Below are 20,391 nucleotides of genomic sequence, written 5' to 3'. Positions count from 1 at the left end.
GCAGGGGCATGAAATTTAAACGTAACCAGGTGGAAGATGTACATATCAATCTGACGCCCATGATTGATTGCCTGCTATTTATTTTGGTCTTTCTGCTGCTTTCAACCACGTTTAACCAGATGAGCCGGATGAACCTGACGCTTCCAGATGCGCAAGGTGTACCGCCCAAGAATTTTGACCAGAAAATTGAAGTGATTGTGGATTCCAATGGCCACTATGCCGTGAATGGTCAGTCTATTGCCAGTAAAGATGCAGCAGATTTAAATACGGCAATTAAACAGATTTCGAATGAACGTCGTGATTTAATGTTTGTCATTGCCGCTGATGCAAAAGCGACACATCAGGATGTTATTCGTGTCATGGACGTTGCAGGGCAACTTGGCTTTGTTAATGTCAACATCAGTACGAAAGTACCAACTCGAGGTTATTAGTGAAGCACGATTTTAAGGTCTATCTTCGCCTTTTAAGCTATTTAAAACCATTTTGGGGCACAGCCTTAATTGTCCTGCTTGGTTTTTCTATTAATGCGGCGACAGAAGTTTCTGTAGCCAAATTACTGGAATATATCATTGAGGCGATACAAAACAGAGACCAGGGTTTCACCTTACTTTTCCCATTCTTAGTGGTAGTACTGATGTTCTTCCGGGGCTTAGGCCTATTCCTCGGTGGGTATTATACGGCGGTCATCTCCCGTAATCTGGTATTTAATATTCGTCAGGAAGTCTTTGCCAAAATATTGCGTTTGCCTGCGCAATATTTTCTGGACAATACCAGCGGTCATATTACGGCCAAAATTATGTATAACGTTGAGCAGCTCACCGCAGCCTCAACTGAAGCACTTAGAACGATCATTCAGCAAGGTCTGATCACAATTGCCTTATTGGGATATCTTTTATATACCAACTGGCGTTTAACCATGTGTATTCTGATCTTTGGACCCGTGATTGGTTTTGTGATCAGTAAAGCTTCAAAACGGATGCGCAAGCTATCACAACAGGTTCAGGACACTATGGGTGATGTGAACCATGTGGTTCAGGAAACGGTAAATGCCAATCTGATTGTCAAAGGTTTTGGTGGTCAGATTTATGAGCAGGAACGCTTTAAACAGAATTCTTTGGAAAATCTACGCCGTGGCTTGAAAATGGTGGCAGTACAGCAGCTGAACAGTCCAGTAGTACAGTTAATCATGTCAGTTTCACTCAGTATCGTGATGTATATTGCGTTGCGCCCACAAATTCTGGGAGATACGACTGCGGGTGAATTTGTTGCTTATATTACAGCTGCTGGCATGTTGGCGCGACCAATCAAGACATTAACTGATGTGAATGAAAAAATTCAGCGTGGTATGGCGGCCGCACATTCTGTGTTTGAATTGCTAGATATGCCTGAAGAGCATAATACCGGGAAACTCAATGATGCCTTAAAAGGCAACATTCAATTTAAAGATGTCAATCTGGTTTATGGCGATGGTCACCATGCGATTCATGACTTTAACCTAGAAGTGAAAGCGGGCGAGACTGTAGCATTGGTTGGGCGTTCAGGAGCAGGTAAAACCTCGCTGGTGAATCTGTTGGTACGTTATCAGGAAACTTCATCCGGGCAAATTTTACTGGATCAAAAACCGATTACTGATTATGAGTTGACTGCTTTACGTACCCAGATCGCGATGGTAAACCAGCAGGTAGTGCTGTTTAACCGTACTGTTCGTGAAAATATTGCTTATGGCCAGCTAGAAAATGCGAGTGATGAAGAAATCATTGCAGCGGCAAAAGCTGCCTATGCACATGATTTCATTATGGCCTTGCCACAAGGTTATGATACGCCACTAGGTGCTCAAGGTCTGAATCTGTCAGGTGGTCAGCGTCAGCGTATTGCGATCGCCCGTGCTATTCTGAAAAATGCACCGATTCTGATTCTGGATGAAGCGACCAGTGCGCTGGATAATGAATCTGAATACTTTATTCAGCGTGCCTTTGATCAGGCGATGCGAGATCGGACTACGATTGTGATTGCCCACCGTCTATCAACAATTGAAAATGCCGACCGCATTGTAGTGATGGATCAAGGTCGTATTATAGAGCAGGGTAATCATGCTGAGCTGATTGCACGTCAAGGTGCTTATTATCAGCTGCACCAACGTAATTTCGAGGAACATTAAGTCATGGCTTTGGCACAGATCATTCAGGATGCTTGGAATACACAGGCAAAGTGGCTGGTTGTGCTGCGTCCTTTGTCCTGGCTTTACCGCTTGGGTTTTGTCAGTAACCACTGGCTTTACCGTAAAGGGATTAAAAAAAGCTATACCGCACCTATTCCAGTAATGGTGATTGGAAATATTACCGTAGGTGGGAGTGGTAAAACACCTTTACTGATTCATCTGGTGGATTACCTCACTGAAAAAGGCCTACGGATTGGTGTAATCAGTCGAGGTTATGGTGGTAAAGGTCCTTTTCCTGCTTATGTAGATTTAAATACCTTGCCTGAAGTGGTAGGTGATGAACCAGCCTTAATTGTCCAAGCGACTGGTGTGCCGATGGCTGTAGGGCCAAATCGTCAAAAGAGCATTGAGCTTCTGCTAGAAAAGCATGCACTGGATTTAATTATTTGTGATGACGGTTTGCAGCACTGGGCTTTAAATCGTCAGATTGAATGGATTGTGCTGGATAATAACCGAGGCTTGGGCAACCAGAAACTTTTACCAGAAGGTTATCTGCGTGAACCCGTTACCCGGTTGGAAAAAGGTACCGTGATTGAACATGCAGCAAATCCAGTTTCGCCTTTGCATATGCATCTTGCAGCCTCTCAGCCGTATTTATTAAATCAGGATGTTATCAAAAGCTTTGATCCAACTGCGGCTTTCTATGCAGTAGTCGGCATCGGTTTTCCACAGCGTTTTTATCAAACACTAGAACATCTGGGGCTGCAGCAATTTCAGTGTCATGAATTTCCAGATCATCATGATTATGAAATTGAAGATCTGCAATTCGATGACAATAGTCCGATCATTACTACTGAAAAAGATGCAGTTAAAATTATGGCATTACTCAAACAGTATCCAGATTATCAGCGGGATATCTGGGTGGTGCCGGTCGATGCAGTCTTGTCACCTGCCTGTTATACAATATTGCAGCAGCAATTAGAGCAACAGGGTATTTCTATTTCCTAAGGTTTATTTACGATGAAACATATAGTTATTCCTGCACGCTTCTCCAGTTCACGTTTGCCGGGTAAACCTTTGCTGGAAATCCATGGTCGTCCGATGATTCTGCGTGTCGTGGATCAGGCCAAAAAAGTACAGGGCTTTGATGACCTGTGTGTGGCAACAGATGATGAACGTATTGCCGAAGTTTGCCGTGCTGAAGGTGTTGATGTGGTCCTGACTTCAGCAGATCATCCATCAGGTACCGATCGTCTAAGCGAGGTAGCTCGAATCAAGGGCTGGGCGAGTGATGACATTATTGTGAATGTACAGGGTGATGAACCTTTATTGCCAGCTCAGTTAGTTAAACAGGTCGCGCAACTCTTAGAAGATCAACCGGCTTGCTCAATGTCGACTCTGTGTGAGCCAATTCATCATTTAGAGGAATTCAAGCGTGACAGTATCGTTAAGGTTGTGATGTCTAAGCACAATCAGGCACTGTATTTTAGTCGTGCTACGATTCCTTATGACCGTGATGGTGCCAAGCTAGCTGAACAGAAACTGCATGATCAGGCTTATCGTCATTTGGGTTTATATGCTTACCGCGTGAAACTGCTACAGGAATATGTAACCTGGGAAATGGGTGTGCTGGAAAAACTGGAATCTTTAGAACAGTTACGTGTACTGGAAAATGGTCACCGTATTGCCATTGCTGTGGCAGAAACCAATTTACCGCCAGGTGTCGATACGCAGGAAGATCTAGATCGCTTGAACCAGATGGATCCATCTTCTTTTGCTTAATTTGAGAATTCTCCATGCCGCTTGATGTCAATGCACAGATTTATCCATGGCAGCAACAGGTTTGGGATACGCTAACCGGGCGTTTTCCTAAGCTTGGGCATGGTTTATTGTTCTATGGAAAAAAAGGCTGTGGTAAAGAAGCCTTTGCCCAGCAGTTTCTGGCCTGGGTTTTATGCCTGAACCGTCAGCCTAAGGGGTCATGCGGTGAGTGTGGCAGTTGTCAGTGGCTGAAAGCGGATACCCATCCGAATTACGTCTATATCAGCACTGATGAAGACAATAAAAAACAGAATGCCAAAATTAAAATTGAAAAGATCCGTGATCTTCTGCCTTTTGTACAGCAGACCGTCGATGGCTGGCGTGTCATTGTCATTGAACCCGCTGAAGCATTAAATATTGCTTCTTCTAATGCCTTGCTGAAAACTCTGGAAGAACCGGGTGAAAATATTGTCATTATTCTGCTTGCGGATCATTATCTGAAATTGCCTGCAACTATTCGCAGCCGTTTACAGCATTTTGCTTTAGACCGGATTTCATCAGCGCAATTTAGTGAATATGTAGAGGCGCAGTTACCTGAAGCAGGTTCGAGCCAGCAGCAGCTATTAATGAATTTATCCAATCAGATGCCTTTGCAAGCGATTGAGGTTGCACAAAGTTCCTGGTTGCCATTACGTCAGGAATTCATGGAAGACTGGAAAAAACTGGTCATTCAAAAAAATATGCCAATGGCAATTGCGACCAAATGGAATAAAAGCCTGAGTTTTGGTGAATTTGGTCAAATGTTTGAATACTTGTTGTCCGATTTAATTTGTGTCAAGCTAAATCAGGCCGTAAAAAACATTGATCTGGACTTTAATGTATTGGCCGAACAATATTCATTGGAAACACTTTTTAAAATTTATGAGGATTTTCAGCGAGCCAAACAATATCTTGAGCAGAACGTACAAAGTAATCTGGTGCTCGATGAATTGTGTATCAAGCTGATGAATCTTTAGCTTAAGGGGAAAACAAGATGCAACCACGTATGGGCGGTATTATTCAGGCTAATATTCCGGATATTGAAACACTATTTGCCAGTTATATGCCATATGTTGTAGGTGGTGGACTTTTTATTCCTTCCAAGCAGCCAGTAAAATTAGGTGAAGAAGTTTTTGTTTTGACGACTTTACCTGAACAGACGCAGAAAATTCCATTAACCGGAAAAGTAATCTGGATATCTCAAAAGCAGAATGGCATCAAGCCACAAGGTTTTGGGATTCAGCTCACCGGTGAAAAAGGCGTTTTCTTCAAAAATGAAGCAGATCGTCTGGTTGCGGGTCTTAAATCTGATGGACGTAAAAGTTACACTATGTAGTTAATTTACCTTTGGTAGGGACTCATTGTGTTTGTAGATACTCATTGCCATTTAACGCTGCTCGATTTAACACCTTATAACGGTGATCTGGATCAGGCGCTCGCTCAGGCCCGTGAAGCAGGCGTATCCAAGTTTATGAGTATCTCGGTGGATCTGGATGATCATATCGAGCTGGCGAAAATCGCGGCCCGTCATCCTGATGTCGGTTATACCGTCGGTGTACATCCTTGCGAAGATGCGGCGACAATGGCGCGTGCGACCACTGAATATCTGGTTGAACTGGCACAACCGGAAAAAGTCTGGGCGCTGGGTGAAACGGGGCTCGATTATTATCACAGCACCGATTTTATTGCCGAGCAAAAAGACTGTTTTGCCCGTCATATTCATGCCTCACAAATTGTGAAAAAACCTGTCGTTGTGCATACCCGTTCTGCCAAGCATGACACGGTTGATATTATTCGTGCAGAGAAATCTACCCATGGCATTTTGCACTGTTTTACCGAAGACTGGGAAACCGCTAAAGCTGTTTTAGACTGCGGTTACTATGTGTCTTTCTCCGGTATTGTTTCTTTTAAAAATGCCCAGGATTTGCGTGACGTGGCCAAACAGGTTCCACTTGATCGGGTTTTAATCGAAACGGATAGTCCTTACCTTGCTCCAATGCCATATCGTGGCAAATCTAATGAACCAAAATACGTTCCTTATGTAGCCAAAGCGCTTTGCGATGTATATGATAAGTCGCTAGAAGAAATGGCTTATATCACAAAGCAGAACTTTGAGAATCTTCTGAATTCAAAGTAAGTAAAGTTAGATAAGAGTACAAGAGAGTTATAGGGTGAAGATGGATCGTCAGGCTCAGTTTCGAGCAAGAGAAACCTTGATTTTTCAAGTTGCAGAACAGTTACTGCTAGAAAATGGTGAAGCAGGGATGACCCTGGATGCACTGGCAGCAGAACTGGATCTGGCCAAAGGCACTCTTTATAAGCATTTCCAGAGTAAAGATGAATTGTACATATTGCTGATTATCCGTAATGAGCGCATGTTGCTGGAAATGATCCAGGATAGTGATAAGGCTTTTCCTGAACATCTGGCATTCTTTATGTTGCATCATCTGCATCACCCTGAACGTACTGTCCTTTTTCATCAGATTGAAGAACGTCTTTCTACAACAGGTGTTGGAATTCAGCACCTGTTTAGCGAACTTTATCAGGTGCGCAAACAGCGCTTACGTTTGATTATCCGTATGACTGAAAGCTATTTGGCTTCAATCAATAGCAGCATGTCGGTGCGTGATTATCTGGCCTCAATTTGGTCGATGACCCATGGTGCAGCTGCGATTCTGAACTCCAGTTTTTATCAGCGCTATCTCGGTTCACGCGATACCTTGCGCGTTGCCCTTATTGATCAAGCTTTAGCTTTACCGAAACAGGTCCATCCTGCCGAGCAGTTCGCCTAAGAGTTGCCTATGATCAGATCACATCACGCCTCCATTCGTGGATTCACTCTAATCGAAGTGATGGTGGTGATTGTGATTATGAGTATTATGGCGTCACTGGTCGTGCTCAATATTAGTGGGGTAGATCAGCGCAAGGCAATGCAGGCGCGGGAAGTCCTGTTACTGGATTTGCAAAGAATCTTGCGGGAATCCAATGATCAATCCCGTATTCTTGCGCTTGATGTTCAGGCTGCCACTGATGTTTCACCATTTCGCTACGGGATCGTGGAATATCGTTCACCTAATCAGGCAGAATCGACTTTAAATCAGCAGAAATGGCAAAATTATGTGGAGTTTAATCTGCGCAGTTTACCGGAGCAGGTCTCTTTCCGAATTCAGCCTTTAGAGCAGCGTTATAATAATGCCCAAAATCGGGATCTTACTGAAGCCAATGCACCCAAGCTGATCTGGTTAGGCAATGGTGAAGTTAAACCGGTCAGAATCCAGTTCTATCTGGAAGATCGTGTAGTGGGCAATCCGATTGAAATTGATCACTTGGGTAAAGTCCATGAAAGCTAGGGGTTTCAAGCAGAGTGCCGAAGCTGATGTAATCAAGCCGTTTAAGTCAAATGCTGATCGTGTGCAATCCGAGTATAGCTCTTCGTCTTGCGCAGCGGTGAAACAGCGTTTCACTCATCGCGGCTCCTCAAGCACAGCTTTCGGACTTTTTTGCGCGATAATGCCGCTCAGGTCGAGGATTACTCGACTTAATCGTGCCTCAGGATTTACCTTGCTGGAAGTGATGGTCGCGCTGGCGATCTTTGCCACAGCAGCCATGACCCTGACTAAAGTTGCTATGCAATATACCCAATCGACTTCGAATGCCATTTTGAGAACCCAAGCCCAGTTTGTTGCCTTGAATGAAGCGGCACTGATGGAAATTAATCAGCAGTGGCTTACTGGTACAGAATCTAAACAACTCACTCAACAGGGCGAAACCTGGCAAATTGATAAGCGCAGTGAACCCACTGTAAGTCCTAATGTACAACGCATTGAATTACAAGTGAGTCTGGTCAATACTGAAACCGGTCAGGCAGAAAATGGAATTAGCAGCTTGATGTTCTTTAATCACCGGATGAATGAAATGCCATGAAGTCAAAGGGATTTACGCTGGTCGAACTACTGGTTGCTATTGCAATTTTCGCCGTACTCTCTGCTCTAGGCTGGAAAGTATTTGATTATATTGTACAAACTAAAGACCGTAATGCGGTGCATGAACAGCGCTTAAGCCAGTTACAAGATACTTATCAGCAGATCTTGCGTGATACGGTGCAGGCGGTGCCTTTGACGGCCAATATTAATGGTGATATTCAGCCGGCACTGGTTTTGCAAAACGGACGTTTTAACTTTAGTAAGACTGGAGTCACCGATCCTCTAGAAGAGGGGATTTCTCCAGATGAACGGGTTGAATATCAGTACCGGGCGGATGAGCAAAAATTGTATCGCCTGAAATACCGGAATTTAAACCAGACCGGTCGTGATCAACCTGAATCCAGTGTGTTGTTGTCCGAGGTTGAGCAGTTTCAGATCGTAGTGCTTAATCCGAATGAAATGACCCAATGGCCAGACTCATCTTTTGATTTAAATCAGGTTGAGCAAAAACAGCGTCTGCCCAAAGGCATTAAAATCAACTTAATGGTTAATGGGGTCAGTTATGAGTGGGTTTTCAGTTTATTGAATACAGATTTCCTGCTTGAAACCCAAAAGTTAACCTGACAAAGAATAATAAAATGCAGATGAACAAAGCAATGATGATCAAACAGCAGAAGGGGATTGCTCTGATTACCATTCTGGTGATGGTGGCACTTGCAACTATTTTGGCTGCGACTATTGCTAAACGTCAGGCCGCAACTGCTGAAAGTACCGCTTATTTAATGCGACAAAACCAGTCTTTGATGTATGCCAAAAGTGCTGAGGCGTTTTTTTCTGAATTACTGGTGGATGACGCAGAGAATGCAGCAGAAGTTGATCATTTAAATGAAACTTGGGCGCAGCCGATGCCGGCTTTTCCGGTTGAAGATGGTTATGTTTCGGGAATACTGCAAGATGAGTCAGGTAAGTTTAATTTAAATAGCCTGATTACAGCTGAAGGCACAGTGAATGAAAATGCTAAAGCCTGGTTCGAGCTGATATTAAAACGTGCTGGATTGCCAGAGCAGTTGAGTGAAGCTGTGATTGACTGGCAGGATGAAGATGAAATGCCAAGTGGCCCAATGGGTGCAGAATCTAATTATTATCAGGGCTTGCCGAATGGTTCTCTACCTCCGAATGCCAAATTTCATAGCGTTGAAGAGCTGAAACTGGTACGAGGCTTTGAAGAAAATAAGTACAAACTAATTGCACCTTATCTCAGTACTGCGCCTGTAGCAGATACTATGGTCAATATTAATACCGCATCTGCATTTCTTTTGGCGAGCATGGATGAAAAGCTGGATGTGAATACTGTGCAGCAATTGCTGGATCGCCGTCAGGCAAATCTGGAATATTTTTCCAATGTGGCTGATCTCTGGACACTAGAACCCTTTGCTCAGGTGGATGCAGCCAAACACAACCTGTTTAATAACCTGCTTGGAGTGCAATCCAATCACTTTAAAGCACGTATCGAAGTGATGCTGAGTGAACGTAAACGTCAGTTTAGTAGTGATCTGGTGCGGCAGGACAAGAAGGTTTATGTTGCCTATCGAAGCATGGCACCTTTTTAAAATTCCACCATTTTTAAATAATCTCATTTTTTGGAATTTAATCTGTTTTCGCTTCAATCCCTTTTGCCTATCATGACGAACTGCAAAATTAATCCTCATCGGTTTACTTTTGCTTTATAATTGAAATTAATTCACCTATTTTTTGACGACATTACGGCATATGTTAATTCGTAAGTTATTTAAGTTTGAAAATGCTCATATTGTGCGTAACTGCACCTCGGATCGCTGTAAACGTTCGATTCATGGTCACAGTTATAAAGTTGAGTTATTGCTGAAAGCGTCGAAGTTGGATCATGGCCAGATGGTATATGATTTTGGTCTGCTCAAAGGGGTGATTAAGGATTTTTTTGATTCTTTTGACCATGCGATCTGCTTTTGGCAAAAAGATGATCCTGAATATATTCAGGCATGCAAGAATTTTAGTGCACGCTGGGTATCTTTGCCGGTTTCGCCATCTGCAGAACAGTTTTCACGTATTTTCTTCTTCTTGGCTCAGCAGGTACTGATATCTACTGTCACCCAGAATGGTGAAGGGGATGTTGAAGTTTACTCTGTGATTGTCCATGAGACTGATACCGGCTATGCGCAAAGCTTCCTGGAAGATATCCAGAATACACAGATGGGTCCACTTAGCCTGGAACAGATTGAATTCTCGGAGCAGGTGCGGGCAGAATGGACAGATCCAGAGATGTTTGCGAAACTGAAACAGGGTCTTCCATTTCATAATCCGGCTGTGGATCTGCAAGTCCAGCCTTAAAAATTCGAATATAAACGCAGACTGACATAGATTTAGGATTGAAGCATGTCTTTAAATGAACAGCAAATTGCGAAACTGAATAAAGTTCAGTTAGATGACAGCTGGAAATATGGACTCAGTGAGTTTTTATTGAGTCCAAAAATGGATGCGTTAAAAACGTTTTTAATTGAAGAAAAAAAAGCAGACAAGGTGATTTATCCACCGAATCACCTGATTTTTAATGCTTTGAATACGACGCCATTAGACCGGGTTAAAGTGGTGATTATTGGTCAGGATCCTTATCATGGTCCGAATCAGGCGCATGGTTTAAGCTTCTCGGTGCAAAAAGGGGTTGCATTACCTCCATCTTTACGTAATATTTTTCATGAGTTACATAATGATTTAGGCGTAAAAATCCCTAAACATGGTGATTTAACTCATTGGGCGGAACAGGGTGTACTTCTGCTCAACGCTGTACTGACTGTAGAGGCAGCACAGCCAACTTCACATCAGAAACGTGGTTGGGAAGAATTCACAGATCACGTCATTGATGTATTGAATGAACAACGTGAGCATATCGTTTTTATTCTTTGGGGCGCATACGCACAGCGTAAAGGACAGCGCATTGATCAAAATAAACACCTGGTCTTAAAGGCAGCACATCCTTCGCCTTTGTCAGCAAACCGGGGTGGTTTTTTTGGTTGTAAAGTTTTTTCGAAAACGAATAATTATCTCAAACAACATGGCATTGAGCCTATAGATTGGCAGCTGGACGCATGACTTATTCTCCTGTAACTAAACCTTACCATCCGGACCTGATTGTTGAACAAGCCAACAATGGCTGGCGCATTGTACGCCTGAATCGTCCAAAATCATTACACGCTTTAGATGAATCTCTGGTTTCTGCACTACTGGAAGTTTTTCAGGACTTTCATACAGATGATAGCGTAAAAGCGATCTGGCTGGATTCAACTACCCCGAAAGCATTTTGTGCCGGTGGCGATGTACGTAAGCTGCGTCAGTTAGTAATTAATGATGAAGTGGCAACCGCTAATAAGTTTTTTGAACAGGAATATGCGCTAGATCTATTGCTGCATAACTATGCCAAGCCGGTATTGGTGTGGGGTGAAGGTTATGTTATGGGTGGTGGTTTAGGCCTGTTTATGGCGGCTCCATTCCGTTTGGTGACGCCGTATTCACGTCTGGCCATGCCTGAGATTAATATTGGTTTATATCCAGATGTGGGTGCGACCCGCTTCCTAGCAGACCGTGGAGCGATTGGCCTGTTTACAGGTTTAACGGGTTCCATTATGACTGCTGCGGGTGCTTACGGTATTGGCTGGGCGACTCATATCTGTGATGCACAGCGTGATTCAGTATTAGATAAGGTCGTAAATATAGACTGGGAACATTATCCAGCTGGGGATTTCCGTGCGATTGATGACACCTTGAACAGCATGCACCGTCCGGTAGGCCCGGGTCCTTTGCAAAACTCACTGGATGTAATCCACAGTGTATGTCGTGGCGTAAACTTCGAGCACGATTATGAATCGATTATTGGTTTAAGTGATGCGCGCAGTGACTGGTTGCGTCAGGCCAGCGAAAACCTGCAAAAAGGTTCACCTGCAACCGCTGCTCTAAGCTGGTTATTATGGCAATGGGGTAAACAGGTTCATTCATGGAATGAAATTTTTGAACTGGAAACCCAGATTTCAGATTGGAAAATCCGTCATCCTGATTTTGTTGAAGGTGTACGTGCACGACTGGTTGATAAAGATCTGTCTCCAGAATGGCAAAAGGGTAGTGATTTAAGCCTGAAAGGCATTCTGTCTCAGAATCCACCGGTAACCACCATTGAAAGCTGGAATGAGCTACTCAAGCACTATGATGTGATTTAAGTCTGAATGTCCGAAACACAATTTACCGATGAATACTGGATGCGGCTTGCTTATGAGCAGGCTGCACTTGCTGCTGAGCAGGGTGAAATTCCTGTAGGTGCGGTGATTGTCAGTCAAAATCAGGTCATTGGCCGTGGCTACAATGCGCCTATTTCTTTAAATGATCCGACTGCCCATGCTGAAATCGTAGCATTACGTGAAGCTTGTCAGAACCTGAAAAACTACCGCCTGCCTGAAGATGCTGTCCTCTATGTAACTCTGGAACCGTGCACCATGTGTGTAGGAGCATTGGTGCATTCGCGTATTTCACGGGTCGTTTTTGGTACAAATGAGCCCAAAGCAGGTTCTTTGGTGAGTGCACGCAAGCTTTTTGAGACTGGCTACTATAATCATGTATTTCTATTTGACTCGGGCTGTATGCAGCAGCAGTGTGCTGAGCAGTTGAGTGCATTTTTCAAGTTGCGTCGTGAACAAAAACGCCAGCTGAAATTGCAAGAAAAATTACTGAATGCTCATAAATAAATCGAATCTAATTCGTTAAACTTTGCTCACTTTAAAATCATTTATTTTCAGGAAAAAGAAAAATGAAAAATGCGATTCAGGTAAAAAAAGAATTCCCAGCAGCGATTGATAAGGTTTTTGAATTGCTGTCTAAACACGATGCTTATAACGTGGCTTTTGCACCAATGCAGGTGGAACGGATTAAGGATTCGGCAGACCCTGAGCGCCCAGATGGTGTGGGTTCTGTGCGTAGCATGGGTTTAGGTCCAGTCAAGCCGCTAAAAGAGCAAATTACCTTGCTAGAGCCGAACTCCCGTATTGAATACAAGATCGTAAAGAATCCTTTGATTAAACATCATTTGGGTATTATTGAGTTTGAAGCATTGGACGATAACAAAAGTCTGGTGACTTATACGATAGAATTGCAGGCACGTCTTCCATTTGTCAGTAAATTAATTCTTGCACAGCTCAAGACAGGGATTAAACTAGGCCTCGCAAAACTTGCAAAATCTGTATAAATAACGGGAAAGTAATGACAGTTCAAATTATTACCATTGATGGTCCAAGTGGATCTGGCAAAGGCACACTGGCTGCAAAACTTGCAGCACATTACCATTTTCATTTACTGGATTCAGGGGCTTTGTATCGTTTATTAGGACTGTCATTGCATCACCATAATTTACTCGATGAACTGGATACTAAACTGGCTGAATGCGTACAAATTGCAACAAATTTGGATATCCAATTTGTCAGCACTGAATCAGGTGTTCAGGTATGGCTGAATGGTGAAGATGTCTCCCAAACTATCCGTACCGAACGGGTGGGTGAGTATGCTTCAAAAGTTGCTGCAATTCCTGAACTTAGAACTGCTCTGGTGGCCCGTCAACATGCTTTTGCTCAAGCTCCTGGTCTAGTGGCAGATGGCCGCGATATGGCGACCAGTATCTTCCCAGATGCACAAGCCAAGATTTATTTGACAGCTTCGGCTGAATCCCGTGCGCAAAGACGTGTAAAGCAGTTGCAGGGTATGGGGCTGGATGTTAAAATAAACGACATTTTAGCTAATATCGAAGCGCGGGATAAACGAGATATGGAACGCACTGTTGCTCCGCTCAAACCTGCTGCTGATGCGTACATCATCGACAGTTCAGATCTGAATATCGATGAAGTATTCAAGCTGATGACCACATATGTGGATCAGCAATTAGCTCAATAACCCTATTATTTCAGCAGACGCATAGCTTGATCAGTTTTATATGGACTATGTAGATGCTTAATTAAACCGGCCTTGTCTGATCCAAGACCGCTGACTTTATCGGATATATCATGACCGAATCTTTTGCAGCCCTCTTTGAAGAAAGTGAATTAAACCTCAACGTTGAAAAGGGTGCAGTCATCCAAGGCGTTGTAGTAAGCATCGACTCTGATTGGGTAACTGTTGACACTGGCCTTAAATCTGAAGGCGTTGTTGACCGTGCTGAGTTCTTAAATGAACAGCGCGAACTTGAAGTTCAAGTTGGCGACACTGTAGACGTAGTTGTTGAAGCACTTGACAACGGTATGGGTCAAACAGTTCTTTCTCGCGAAAAAGCTAAACGCGCTGAGACTTGGACTAAACTTGAAAAAATCTTTGAAGACGGCGAAATCGTTACTGGTGTTATCTCTGGTAAAGTTAAAGGCGGTTTCACTGTTGACATCGGTCCAGTTCGTGCGTTCCTTCCAGGTTCTTTAGTTGATACTCGTCCTATCCGTGATACTACTCACTTGGAAGGTAAAGAGTTAGAATTCAAAGTAATCAAACTTGACGCTAAACGTAACAACGTTGTTGTTTCACGTCGTGCTGTTATGGAAGCTGAATCTTCAGCTGACCGTGAAGCGCTTCTTGCTCAGCTTGAAGAAGGTCAAACAGTTACTGGTACTATTAAAAACCTTACTGACTACGGTGCATTCGTTGACCTTGGCGGTATCGACGGTCTTCTTCACATCACTGATATGGCTTGGAAACGTATCAAGCACCCATCAGAAGTTGTTGAAGTGGGTCAAGAAGTTACTGTTAAAGTACTTAAATTCGACCGCGAACGTAACCGCGTATCTTTAGGCCTTAAACAATTAGGCGAAGATCCATGGTTAGCGATTATGAGCCGTTACCCTAAAGGTTCTATCGTTAAAGCTCGCGTAACTAACCTGACTGACTACGGCTGTTTCGCAGAAATCGCTGAAGGCGTTGAAGGCTTAGTACACGTTTCAGAAATGGACCACACTAACAAAAACATCCACCCATCTAAAGTAGTTCAGATCGGTGACGAAGTTGATGTTATGGTTCTTGAAGTAGACGAAGAGCGTCGTCGTATTTCTCTTGGTATTAAACAAACTCGTGCTAACCCATGGGAAGAGTTTGCTAAGAACCACGACAAAGGTGAAAAAGTTTCAGGTACTATCAAGTCAATCACTGACTTCGGTATCTTCATCGGTTTACCAGGCGGTATCGATGGTCTAGTTCACTTGTCTGACATCTCTTGGAACGAACAAGGCGAAGAAGCGATCCGTCGTTACAAGAAAGGTGACACTGTTGAAGCAGTTATCCTGTCTGTAGATGCTGAAGGCAACCGTATCAGCCTTGGTATCAAACAATTGAACAGCGATCCGTTCAACGATTTCTTAGCTGCTAACGAACGCGGTGCGCTTGTTAAAGGTACTGTAACTGCAGTTGACGCTAAAGGCGCTACTGTTAAGTTAGCTGATGAAGTTGAAGCAACTCTTAAAGCATCTGAAATCAACCGCGACCGCGTTGAAGATGCGACTAAATTCCTAGAAGTTGGTCAAGAAGTTGAAGCTAAGATCATCAATGTAGATCGTAAATCTCGCTCTATCAACTTGTCTATCAAAGCGAAAGACGAAGCTGAAGAGAAAGAAGCTGTTGCTAACCTGAAAACAGCTGCTGCTGGTCAAGACAATGGTCCTAAAACTATTGGTGACTTGATCAAAGCGCAAATGAATCACTAAGAGTAGATGGTGAATTGTATTGTTAATGTAAGTTAAGTAATACTTTTTACACAAATACTGTAAACGGTAGCGTAGTATTTAATTATTGCGCTACCGTTTTGTATTTAAACAGGTTATTATCGGAAAATAGATCCCGAGTAGCTTGATAATTAAAGAGGTCGCAGATGACTACTGAAGCACTTAATAAGTCTGACTTAATAGAGCGCATCGCGCTAAAGAATCCGCATTTGGCTGAACCTTTAGTGGAAGAAGCAGTTAAAATTATGATTGATCAAATGATTGAAGCTTTATCATCTGATAACCGTATTGAGATTCGCGGGTTTGGCAGCTTTGCATTGCATCATCGTGAGCCTCGTGTGGGTCGTAATCCTAAAACTGGTAAATCTGTTGAAGTTGCAGCAAAAGCTGTTCCACACTTTAAGCCAGGTAAAGCACTTCGTGATGCAGTAAACGAATCTGCAAACAAATAAACAAGATATTTACGGGGTGTTCATGCGTTACGTTCTGGTCATTCTTTTATTGCTCGTCTTTGGCTATTCATTAGCTTTGGTGTTGCAAAACGGGACTGAGGTCTCAGTGGACTTGTTATTTACTCAAGTTCCTGCAATGCGCTTAGGGTTATTGCTCCTTTTGACTCTTTCCTTAGGAATAGTGGTTGGCTTGTTACTCGGTGTGCAGGTTTTCCGCGTTTTTCAGAGTAATTGGGAAATTAAACGACTACGTAAAGATATTGAACATCTACGTAAGGAACAGTTGAATACTGCCAAGATGATGGCAGCAGAAGCGGCAGCTCATACACGACATGAGAAAACAGTATTAGATATTAATTCTAATGACAGGCCATCGGCACCGCTTTAGACAAAAATGAGAAGTCGAAGTAATCTACTGATTTTTTTACTTCGCCTGTTTTGATTAAACGCCTTTTAGCTTAGCTTCTAAGGCGTTTTTTATTGCTAAATTATATTTAGAAGAAATATATAAAAATTATATAAATAAATGACTTAATTTGAATCAAAAAATCATTTTTGCGAAAATATTCTTGGTTGTTATAGGGCTAGTCCGTATAATGGTTTAATTTTGTCAATTTGAAGGGTCTTCTCATGAGTATCATCGTTGCACTGGATGCTAAAAGTCAATTTGATGCCTTAACGATTGCAGAGCAGCTCGATCCTGCCTTATGTCGAGTAAAGGTGGGCAAAGAGTTATTTACTCATGAAGGTCCTATCATTGTAAAAGCACTTCAAGACAAAGGTTTTGACGTGTTTTTAGATTTGAAGTTCCATGATATTCCGAATACCACTGCACAAGCGGTATGTGCTGCGGCAGACTTGGGCGTGTGGATGGTCAATGTCCACGCTTCAGGTGGTCGTAAAATGATGGAGACCTGTGTTGAGCGTTTAAAAGCAGGTAACTATAAGACTCAACTCATTGCGGTAACTGTGTTGACTTCAATGGGGCGTAAAGACTTGAAAGATATTGGCTTGGATATTGAGCCTAATGAACATGTAAAACGTCTGGCTCAACTCACCAAAGATAGTGGCTTGGATGGGGTGGTCTGTTCCGCACAAGAAGCGAAAATGCTGCGTGAAACCATTGGAAAAGACTTTGCACTGGTCACTCCTGGGATTCGTCCTGAAGGTTCAAATGCAGACGATCAAAAACGTATTGTGACACCAAAACAGGCAATGCTGGATGGATCAACACATCTGGTGATTGGACGACCAATTACCAAGTCGGAAAATCCTCGTCAGACTCTAAAAGATATTTTGGCAACATTGTAATTCCGGTTACCTGATGAAAAGCCTTTCATATGAAAGGCTTTTTTTATACATTGAGAAAAACTGTATAAAAATAAAAAGGAATTTCAAATGAGAATAATAAAGACACCAGAACAAAAGATGCTAGAACAAAGGCTGGAGATGGAAAAAATAGCAGATCAGTTCGAACAGCAGGAAAAATATAAACAACAGGCACAGTCGGGTTCATGGGACTGGATGTCAGGCCTTGATAGCATAGATATTGTAGAACTCGCTTCAGAGATGATGGAGACAGTAGTAGATTCATTGAGTAGGGTTGATTTGAATTTTTAATATTCCGTAGTTTATTTTATTTCTAATTGAATCCCCCTAAATCCCCCTTTATGAAAGGGGGACTTCTCCTCCCTTTAAAAAAGGGAGGTCGGGAGGGATTTTTAAATTACCGTCAACACACTTACCGCTACTGGCGCCAATACAGATAAAATAAAACCGCTCACCATGGCATGTGGAATAAAATCATTGCCACAGGCCTGTTTGACCATGGGTAAAGTCACATCCATCGCAGTCGCACCTGCAGCAGAAATTGCTGATCTTGGGTAACGCCAGCCGGCACAATACATCAGTAAAATCGCAAAAATTTCCCGAAACAGGTCATTCATCAGGGCAATACTACCCAGTTCTGCATTTCTCAGTTCTGTGACGACAACACCCGACATGGAATAAAAACCATAACCTTGCGACAGCATAATCAGGTCTTTTAAATGAATATCTGGATTCCAGAAAGAATAGACAATTGCTGCCACGCATGAACCAGCAATACAACCTGCCGGAACCAGCAGGATTTTCCAGTTCAACCATGAGCGATCAAGTGGTGAGTAGGCGAGATCCAGTCCAATTAGAAACATAAAAACCAGTAATAAATGCCAAGTGCTGATCTGAACAGAAAGCCCTATTTGAGTGAAACTATAATGCAGCAAGTATCCAGCGGCTAAGGCAAAGAACGCATAACTGATATTGACCAGTGATTTAATCACTAGCTCAGTGGATACCCGTCCAGAAGAAGGCTGGAAATCTGCCCATTTAAAGAGCAGATAACAACAGCCAAATGCCCCAATAGAGGTGAGAAAAGCAATTGTAATAGAGGTATTTAGAATCTGAGCAGGATGAGGTAATTCCGCTAAAAGTTCAGAAAACTCAAAAGCGATGGCAATCAGCAAAATATAACTAAAATACGGAAGAACCTTAAAGCAGATTTTTGTGAGGGGAGCAGGAAGCCGTTTCGCAAAAACAAAACCAAGCACTAAACAGACCAGAAGCTGGGATACTAACCAAAGCGATTGCATAATAAAAAAGTATGATAAATCAGTCTTTATTATGCCATCGCTAGCACTATGAATGTGAAGGGCTTTTAACTGGCTTTATTTAAAAAATAATAATCTGCTGCATTAAGGGTTTTGGTTTTGAGCCAGTATTTCCAGGTATAGGTAGGCCATAAGGCAAAATTTTTCCCACCTTCCTGCTGATACCAGCTAACGCAGCCAGATTGCCAGACCGTATTGTCCAGCATATGTTGGACATCCTGGTTGAATTTTTCCTGTACCTGATCTTTGACCACAATTGCATCACTATGTGATTGATCCACTAGGGCGATCATTTGCAGGATATAACTTACTTGGGCTTCAATCATGAAAAGCACTGAGTTATGTGCCAGCACAGTATTCGGTCCTAATAACTGGAACAGATTCGGAAAACCTTTCACACAGATTTCATAATAGCTTTCGGCACCATCTTTCCAGACATCATTTAAGTGAATGCCATTCAAGCCAGTGCAATCAAAATTTTTCAGATAAATTCTAGGATCAGTAATAAATCCGGTACCGTAGATCAGGCAGTCAATCGGACGTTCTTTACCATCTGCTGTAATAATACTGTTTTCGGTCACTTCACGAATGCCTTCAGTCACTAGTTCCACATTTTTACGGTTAAAGGTGGGGAAATATTGATTAGACACCAGAATCCGTTTACAGCCCATGATGTAGCCTGGAGTTAACTTCTTGGCAGTTTCCTTGTCCTTGACCTGATAGCGAATATAAGCTTCTGCGAGTTTCTGAGCATATTTCATGACAGTTGGTTTTACGATAGGCACCACACGCGATTCATTGGACCAGTACAGCCGAATCCGGTGTAATTTGCGGAACCATTCATATTTGGAAAACAGCTTTTTTTCCAGGTCATGATATAAGCGTTCATCCCGTGGAATGACCCAAGCTGCAGTGCGTTGCAAGACATAGAGCTGTTTGCATTCGGGTGCAATTTCAGGGGTATATTGAATTGCACTGCCACCTGTCCCAATCGATGCGACATTTTTCCCTTTAAGATCATAACGATGATCCCAATGAGAAGAATGAAAGATTTTACCCTTAAATTTTTCAATGCCCGCAATATGGGGAATTTGAGGAACATGTAAAGGACCAGAGGCAAATACTACAAACTGGGCTTCCAGAATGCTTTGATCCTGCAGATGGATCTGCCATAAGCATCGGTCTTGCTGGTAATGAACCCCAAGTACTTCGGTATTCAGCCGAGCAAAAGCCCGAAGATTATAATGACTGACTAAATCCTGAATATAGCTAAAAATTTCCGGTGCTTCGGCATAGCGTTTTGACCAGTCAGTTTTGGGAGCAAAGGAAAGGGAATACATATGTAATTGCACATCACAGGCCGCTCCCGGATACTGATTATCGCGCCAAGTTCCACCAAAATCGCTATCTTTTTCTAAAATAATAAAATTATGGATGCCTTGCTGCTGTAAACGTATTGCCATCGCTATCCCGCCAAAACCGGCACCAATAATGGCCACTTTGGTATAAGGATGAGTGTGGGTAGGGCTTGTATTGTCCAGCATCTTCGCATTCCTTGCTTATTTTAATAATGGATAATTATCTTGATTTATTAACTGGCTATTAGATATAAAATTGATCTAAACGGCAATAGCCGACTGCTTA

25 protein-coding genes are annotated in these 20,391 nt (G+C 42.7%); 23 read left to right on the top strand and 2 right to left on the bottom strand.

Annotation, left to right across the window (positions count from 1 at the left end; all coding sequences use genetic code 11):
* Positions 1-8 precede the first annotated feature (8 nt).
* The 23 genes from FTV18_RS09130 (at position 9) to FTV18_RS09020 (ending at position 17,719) form a co-directional block, all read left to right on the top strand.
* Positions 9-431, top strand: a complete 423-nt coding sequence (locus FTV18_RS09130; protein ID WP_159124000.1) for a biopolymer transporter ExbD — start codon at positions 9-11, stop codon at positions 429-431.
* Positions 431-2,158 carry a lipid A export permease/ATP-binding protein MsbA gene (gene msbA, locus FTV18_RS09125; protein ID WP_180017616.1) on the top strand — a complete coding sequence of 576 codons (1,728 nt, stop codon included), beginning with the start codon at positions 431-433 and terminating at the stop codon, positions 2,156-2,158. Before FTV18_RS09130 ends, msbA begins: the two co-directional genes overlap by 1 nt.
* A gap of 3 nt (positions 2,159-2,161) precedes the next feature.
* Positions 2,162-3,166 (top strand): tetraacyldisaccharide 4'-kinase, encoded by a 1,005-nt coding sequence (gene lpxK, locus FTV18_RS09120; protein ID WP_125279030.1) that lies wholly within the window; start codon positions 2,162-2,164, stop codon positions 3,164-3,166.
* A 12-nt stretch (positions 3,167-3,178) separates the two neighbouring features.
* Positions 3,179-3,940: a 3-deoxy-manno-octulosonate cytidylyltransferase gene (gene kdsB, locus FTV18_RS09115; protein ID WP_180017614.1), complete on the top strand. Its 762-nt coding sequence runs from the start codon at positions 3,179-3,181 to the stop codon at positions 3,938-3,940.
* A gap of 14 nt (positions 3,941-3,954) precedes the next feature.
* Positions 3,955-4,935, top strand: coding sequence for a DNA polymerase III subunit delta' C-terminal domain-containing protein (locus FTV18_RS09110; RefSeq protein ID WP_180017612.1), 981 nt, complete (start codon positions 3,955-3,957; stop codon positions 4,933-4,935).
* A 17-nt stretch (positions 4,936-4,952) separates the two neighbouring features.
* Complete coding sequence (locus tag FTV18_RS09105; protein WP_005236142.1) at positions 4,953-5,294, top strand: PilZ domain-containing protein; 342 nt, start codon at positions 4,953-4,955, stop codon at positions 5,292-5,294.
* A gap of 27 nt (positions 5,295-5,321) precedes the next feature.
* Complete coding sequence (locus FTV18_RS09100) at positions 5,322-6,095, top strand: TatD family hydrolase (RefSeq protein ID WP_004783999.1); 774 nt, start codon at positions 5,322-5,324, stop codon at positions 6,093-6,095.
* A 40-nt stretch (positions 6,096-6,135) separates the two neighbouring features.
* On the top strand, positions 6,136-6,750 hold the full coding sequence (locus FTV18_RS09095; protein ID WP_125279027.1) for a TetR/AcrR family transcriptional regulator: 615 nt from the start codon (positions 6,136-6,138) through the stop codon (positions 6,748-6,750).
* Positions 6,751-6,759: 9 nt separating this feature from the next.
* The gene (locus FTV18_RS09090) at positions 6,760-7,308 is read left to right on the top strand and encodes a type II secretion system protein (RefSeq protein WP_180017610.1); all 549 of its coding nucleotides are present in this window, start codon (positions 6,760-6,762) and stop codon (positions 7,306-7,308) included.
* On the top strand, positions 7,298-7,882 hold the full coding sequence (gene gspI, locus FTV18_RS09085) for a type II secretion system minor pseudopilin GspI (RefSeq protein WP_257218582.1): 585 nt from the start codon (positions 7,298-7,300) through the stop codon (positions 7,880-7,882). The genes FTV18_RS09090 and gspI overlap by 11 nt, the downstream gene beginning before the upstream one ends.
* Positions 7,879-8,505 (top strand): type II secretion system minor pseudopilin GspJ, encoded by a 627-nt coding sequence (gene gspJ / locus FTV18_RS09080; protein WP_180017608.1) that lies wholly within the window; start codon positions 7,879-7,881, stop codon positions 8,503-8,505. Before gspI ends, gspJ begins: the two co-directional genes overlap by 4 nt.
* 14 nt (positions 8,506-8,519) lie before the next feature.
* Positions 8,520-9,491, top strand: coding sequence for a type II secretion system minor pseudopilin GspK (gspK, locus tag FTV18_RS09075; RefSeq protein WP_180011504.1), 972 nt, complete (start codon positions 8,520-8,522; stop codon positions 9,489-9,491).
* Positions 9,492-9,651: 160 nt separating this feature from the next.
* Positions 9,652-10,248: a 6-carboxytetrahydropterin synthase gene (locus FTV18_RS09070; RefSeq protein WP_180017606.1), complete on the top strand. Its 597-nt coding sequence runs from the start codon at positions 9,652-9,654 to the stop codon at positions 10,246-10,248.
* A 45-nt stretch (positions 10,249-10,293) separates the two neighbouring features.
* Entirely contained in the window at positions 10,294-11,007 is a 714-nt protein-coding gene (ung, locus tag FTV18_RS09065) for a uracil-DNA glycosylase (RefSeq protein ID WP_004783992.1), read from the top strand.
* Positions 11,004-12,125: an enoyl-CoA hydratase/isomerase family protein gene (locus FTV18_RS09060; RefSeq protein WP_180011508.1), complete on the top strand. Its 1,122-nt coding sequence runs from the start codon at positions 11,004-11,006 to the stop codon at positions 12,123-12,125. Before ung ends, FTV18_RS09060 begins: the two co-directional genes overlap by 4 nt.
* A 6-nt stretch (positions 12,126-12,131) precedes the next feature.
* Positions 12,132-12,647 (top strand): tRNA adenosine(34) deaminase TadA, encoded by a 516-nt coding sequence (gene tadA / locus FTV18_RS09055; RefSeq protein ID WP_104425959.1) that lies wholly within the window; start codon positions 12,132-12,134, stop codon positions 12,645-12,647.
* A 62-nt stretch (positions 12,648-12,709) separates the two neighbouring features.
* Positions 12,710-13,144, top strand: coding sequence for an SRPBCC family protein (locus FTV18_RS09050; RefSeq protein WP_004783989.1), 435 nt, complete (start codon positions 12,710-12,712; stop codon positions 13,142-13,144).
* Positions 13,145-13,158: 14 nt separating this feature from the next.
* A complete protein-coding gene (cmk, locus tag FTV18_RS09045) occupies positions 13,159-13,842 on the top strand; it encodes a (d)CMP kinase (protein WP_179992441.1) in 684 nt (227 codons plus the stop codon).
* A gap of 110 nt (positions 13,843-13,952) precedes the next feature.
* On the top strand, positions 13,953-15,629 hold the full coding sequence (gene rpsA / locus FTV18_RS09040; RefSeq protein WP_004783987.1) for a 30S ribosomal protein S1: 1,677 nt from the start codon (positions 13,953-13,955) through the stop codon (positions 15,627-15,629).
* A 164-nt stretch (positions 15,630-15,793) separates the two neighbouring features.
* Entirely contained in the window at positions 15,794-16,099 is a 306-nt protein-coding gene (locus FTV18_RS09035; RefSeq protein WP_005097312.1) for an integration host factor subunit beta, read from the top strand.
* Positions 16,100-16,121: 22 nt separating this feature from the next.
* Positions 16,122-16,487 (top strand): lipopolysaccharide assembly protein LapA domain-containing protein, encoded by a 366-nt coding sequence (locus FTV18_RS09030; protein WP_005236124.1) that lies wholly within the window; start codon positions 16,122-16,124, stop codon positions 16,485-16,487.
* A gap of 242 nt (positions 16,488-16,729) precedes the next feature.
* Positions 16,730-17,410: an orotidine-5'-phosphate decarboxylase gene (pyrF, locus tag FTV18_RS09025; protein ID WP_373686948.1), complete on the top strand. Its 681-nt coding sequence runs from the start codon at positions 16,730-16,732 to the stop codon at positions 17,408-17,410.
* Positions 17,411-17,497: 87 nt separating this feature from the next.
* Positions 17,498-17,719: a hypothetical protein gene (locus tag FTV18_RS09020; protein ID WP_180017602.1), complete on the top strand. Its 222-nt coding sequence runs from the start codon at positions 17,498-17,500 to the stop codon at positions 17,717-17,719.
* Between the two features lie 101 nt (positions 17,720-17,820).
* Here FTV18_RS09020 and FTV18_RS09015 read toward each other — a convergent pair whose 3' ends face one another.
* Together FTV18_RS09015 and FTV18_RS09010 are read right to left on the bottom strand one after the other, a co-directional pair.
* Positions 17,821-18,729 (bottom strand): lysine exporter LysO family protein, encoded by a 909-nt coding sequence (locus FTV18_RS09015; RefSeq protein WP_180017600.1) that lies wholly within the window; start codon positions 18,727-18,729, stop codon positions 17,821-17,823.
* A gap of 65 nt (positions 18,730-18,794) precedes the next feature.
* Positions 18,795-20,291 (bottom strand): NAD(P)/FAD-dependent oxidoreductase, encoded by a 1,497-nt coding sequence (locus tag FTV18_RS09010; RefSeq protein WP_180017598.1) that lies wholly within the window; start codon positions 20,289-20,291, stop codon positions 18,795-18,797.
* Positions 20,292-20,391: the final 100 nt, after the last annotated feature.

It is taken from the genome of Acinetobacter sp. YH12241 (assembly GCF_013417535.1).
GTDB lineage: Bacteria > Pseudomonadota > Gammaproteobacteria > Pseudomonadales > Moraxellaceae > Acinetobacter.
This window is presented reverse-complemented; position numbering and strand designations above follow the sequence as displayed.

Bases quoted from the DNA above. Each gene is read 5' to 3' on its own strand.
- FTV18_RS09130 (WP_159124000.1), top strand. From the start codon at position 9: ATGAAATTTAAACGTAACCAGGTGGAAGATGTACATATCAATCTGACG.
- lpxK (WP_125279030.1), top strand. From the start codon at position 2,162: ATGGCTTTGGCACAGATCATTCAGGATGCTTGGAATACACAGGCAAAG.
- kdsB (WP_180017614.1), top strand. From the start codon at position 3,179: ATGAAACATATAGTTATTCCTGCACGCTTCTCCAGTTCACGTTTGCCG.
- FTV18_RS09110 (WP_180017612.1), top strand. From the start codon at position 3,955: ATGCCGCTTGATGTCAATGCACAGATTTATCCATGGCAGCAACAGGTT.
- FTV18_RS09105 (WP_005236142.1), top strand. From the start codon at position 4,953: ATGCAACCACGTATGGGCGGTATTATTCAGGCTAATATTCCGGATATT.
- FTV18_RS09095 (WP_125279027.1), top strand. From the start codon at position 6,136: ATGGATCGTCAGGCTCAGTTTCGAGCAAGAGAAACCTTGATTTTTCAA.
- FTV18_RS09090 (WP_180017610.1), top strand. From the start codon at position 6,760: ATGATCAGATCACATCACGCCTCCATTCGTGGATTCACTCTAATCGAA.
- gspI (WP_257218582.1), top strand. From the start codon at position 7,298: ATGAAAGCTAGGGGTTTCAAGCAGAGTGCCGAAGCTGATGTAATCAAG.
- gspJ (WP_180017608.1), top strand. From the start codon at position 7,879: ATGAAGTCAAAGGGATTTACGCTGGTCGAACTACTGGTTGCTATTGCA.
- gspK (WP_180011504.1), top strand. From the start codon at position 8,520: ATGCAGATGAACAAAGCAATGATGATCAAACAGCAGAAGGGGATTGCT.
- FTV18_RS09070 (WP_180017606.1), top strand. From the start codon at position 9,652: ATGTTAATTCGTAAGTTATTTAAGTTTGAAAATGCTCATATTGTGCGT.
- ung (WP_004783992.1), top strand. From the start codon at position 10,294: ATGTCTTTAAATGAACAGCAAATTGCGAAACTGAATAAAGTTCAGTTA.
- FTV18_RS09060 (WP_180011508.1), top strand. From the start codon at position 11,004: ATGACTTATTCTCCTGTAACTAAACCTTACCATCCGGACCTGATTGTT.
- tadA (WP_104425959.1), top strand. From the start codon at position 12,132: ATGTCCGAAACACAATTTACCGATGAATACTGGATGCGGCTTGCTTAT.
- FTV18_RS09050 (WP_004783989.1), top strand. From the start codon at position 12,710: ATGAAAAATGCGATTCAGGTAAAAAAAGAATTCCCAGCAGCGATTGAT.
- cmk (WP_179992441.1), top strand. From the start codon at position 13,159: ATGACAGTTCAAATTATTACCATTGATGGTCCAAGTGGATCTGGCAAA.
- rpsA (WP_004783987.1), top strand. From the start codon at position 13,953: ATGACCGAATCTTTTGCAGCCCTCTTTGAAGAAAGTGAATTAAACCTC.
- FTV18_RS09035 (WP_005097312.1), top strand. From the start codon at position 15,794: ATGACTACTGAAGCACTTAATAAGTCTGACTTAATAGAGCGCATCGCG.
- FTV18_RS09030 (WP_005236124.1), top strand. From the start codon at position 16,122: ATGCGTTACGTTCTGGTCATTCTTTTATTGCTCGTCTTTGGCTATTCA.
- pyrF (WP_373686948.1), top strand. From the start codon at position 16,730: ATGAGTATCATCGTTGCACTGGATGCTAAAAGTCAATTTGATGCCTTA.
- FTV18_RS09020 (WP_180017602.1), top strand. From the start codon at position 17,498: ATGAGAATAATAAAGACACCAGAACAAAAGATGCTAGAACAAAGGCTG.
- FTV18_RS09015 (WP_180017600.1), bottom strand. From the start codon at position 18,729: ATGCAATCGCTTTGGTTAGTATCCCAGCTTCTGGTCTGTTTAGTGCTT.
- FTV18_RS09010 (WP_180017598.1), bottom strand. From the start codon at position 20,291: ATGCTGGACAATACAAGCCCTACCCACACTCATCCTTATACCAAAGTG.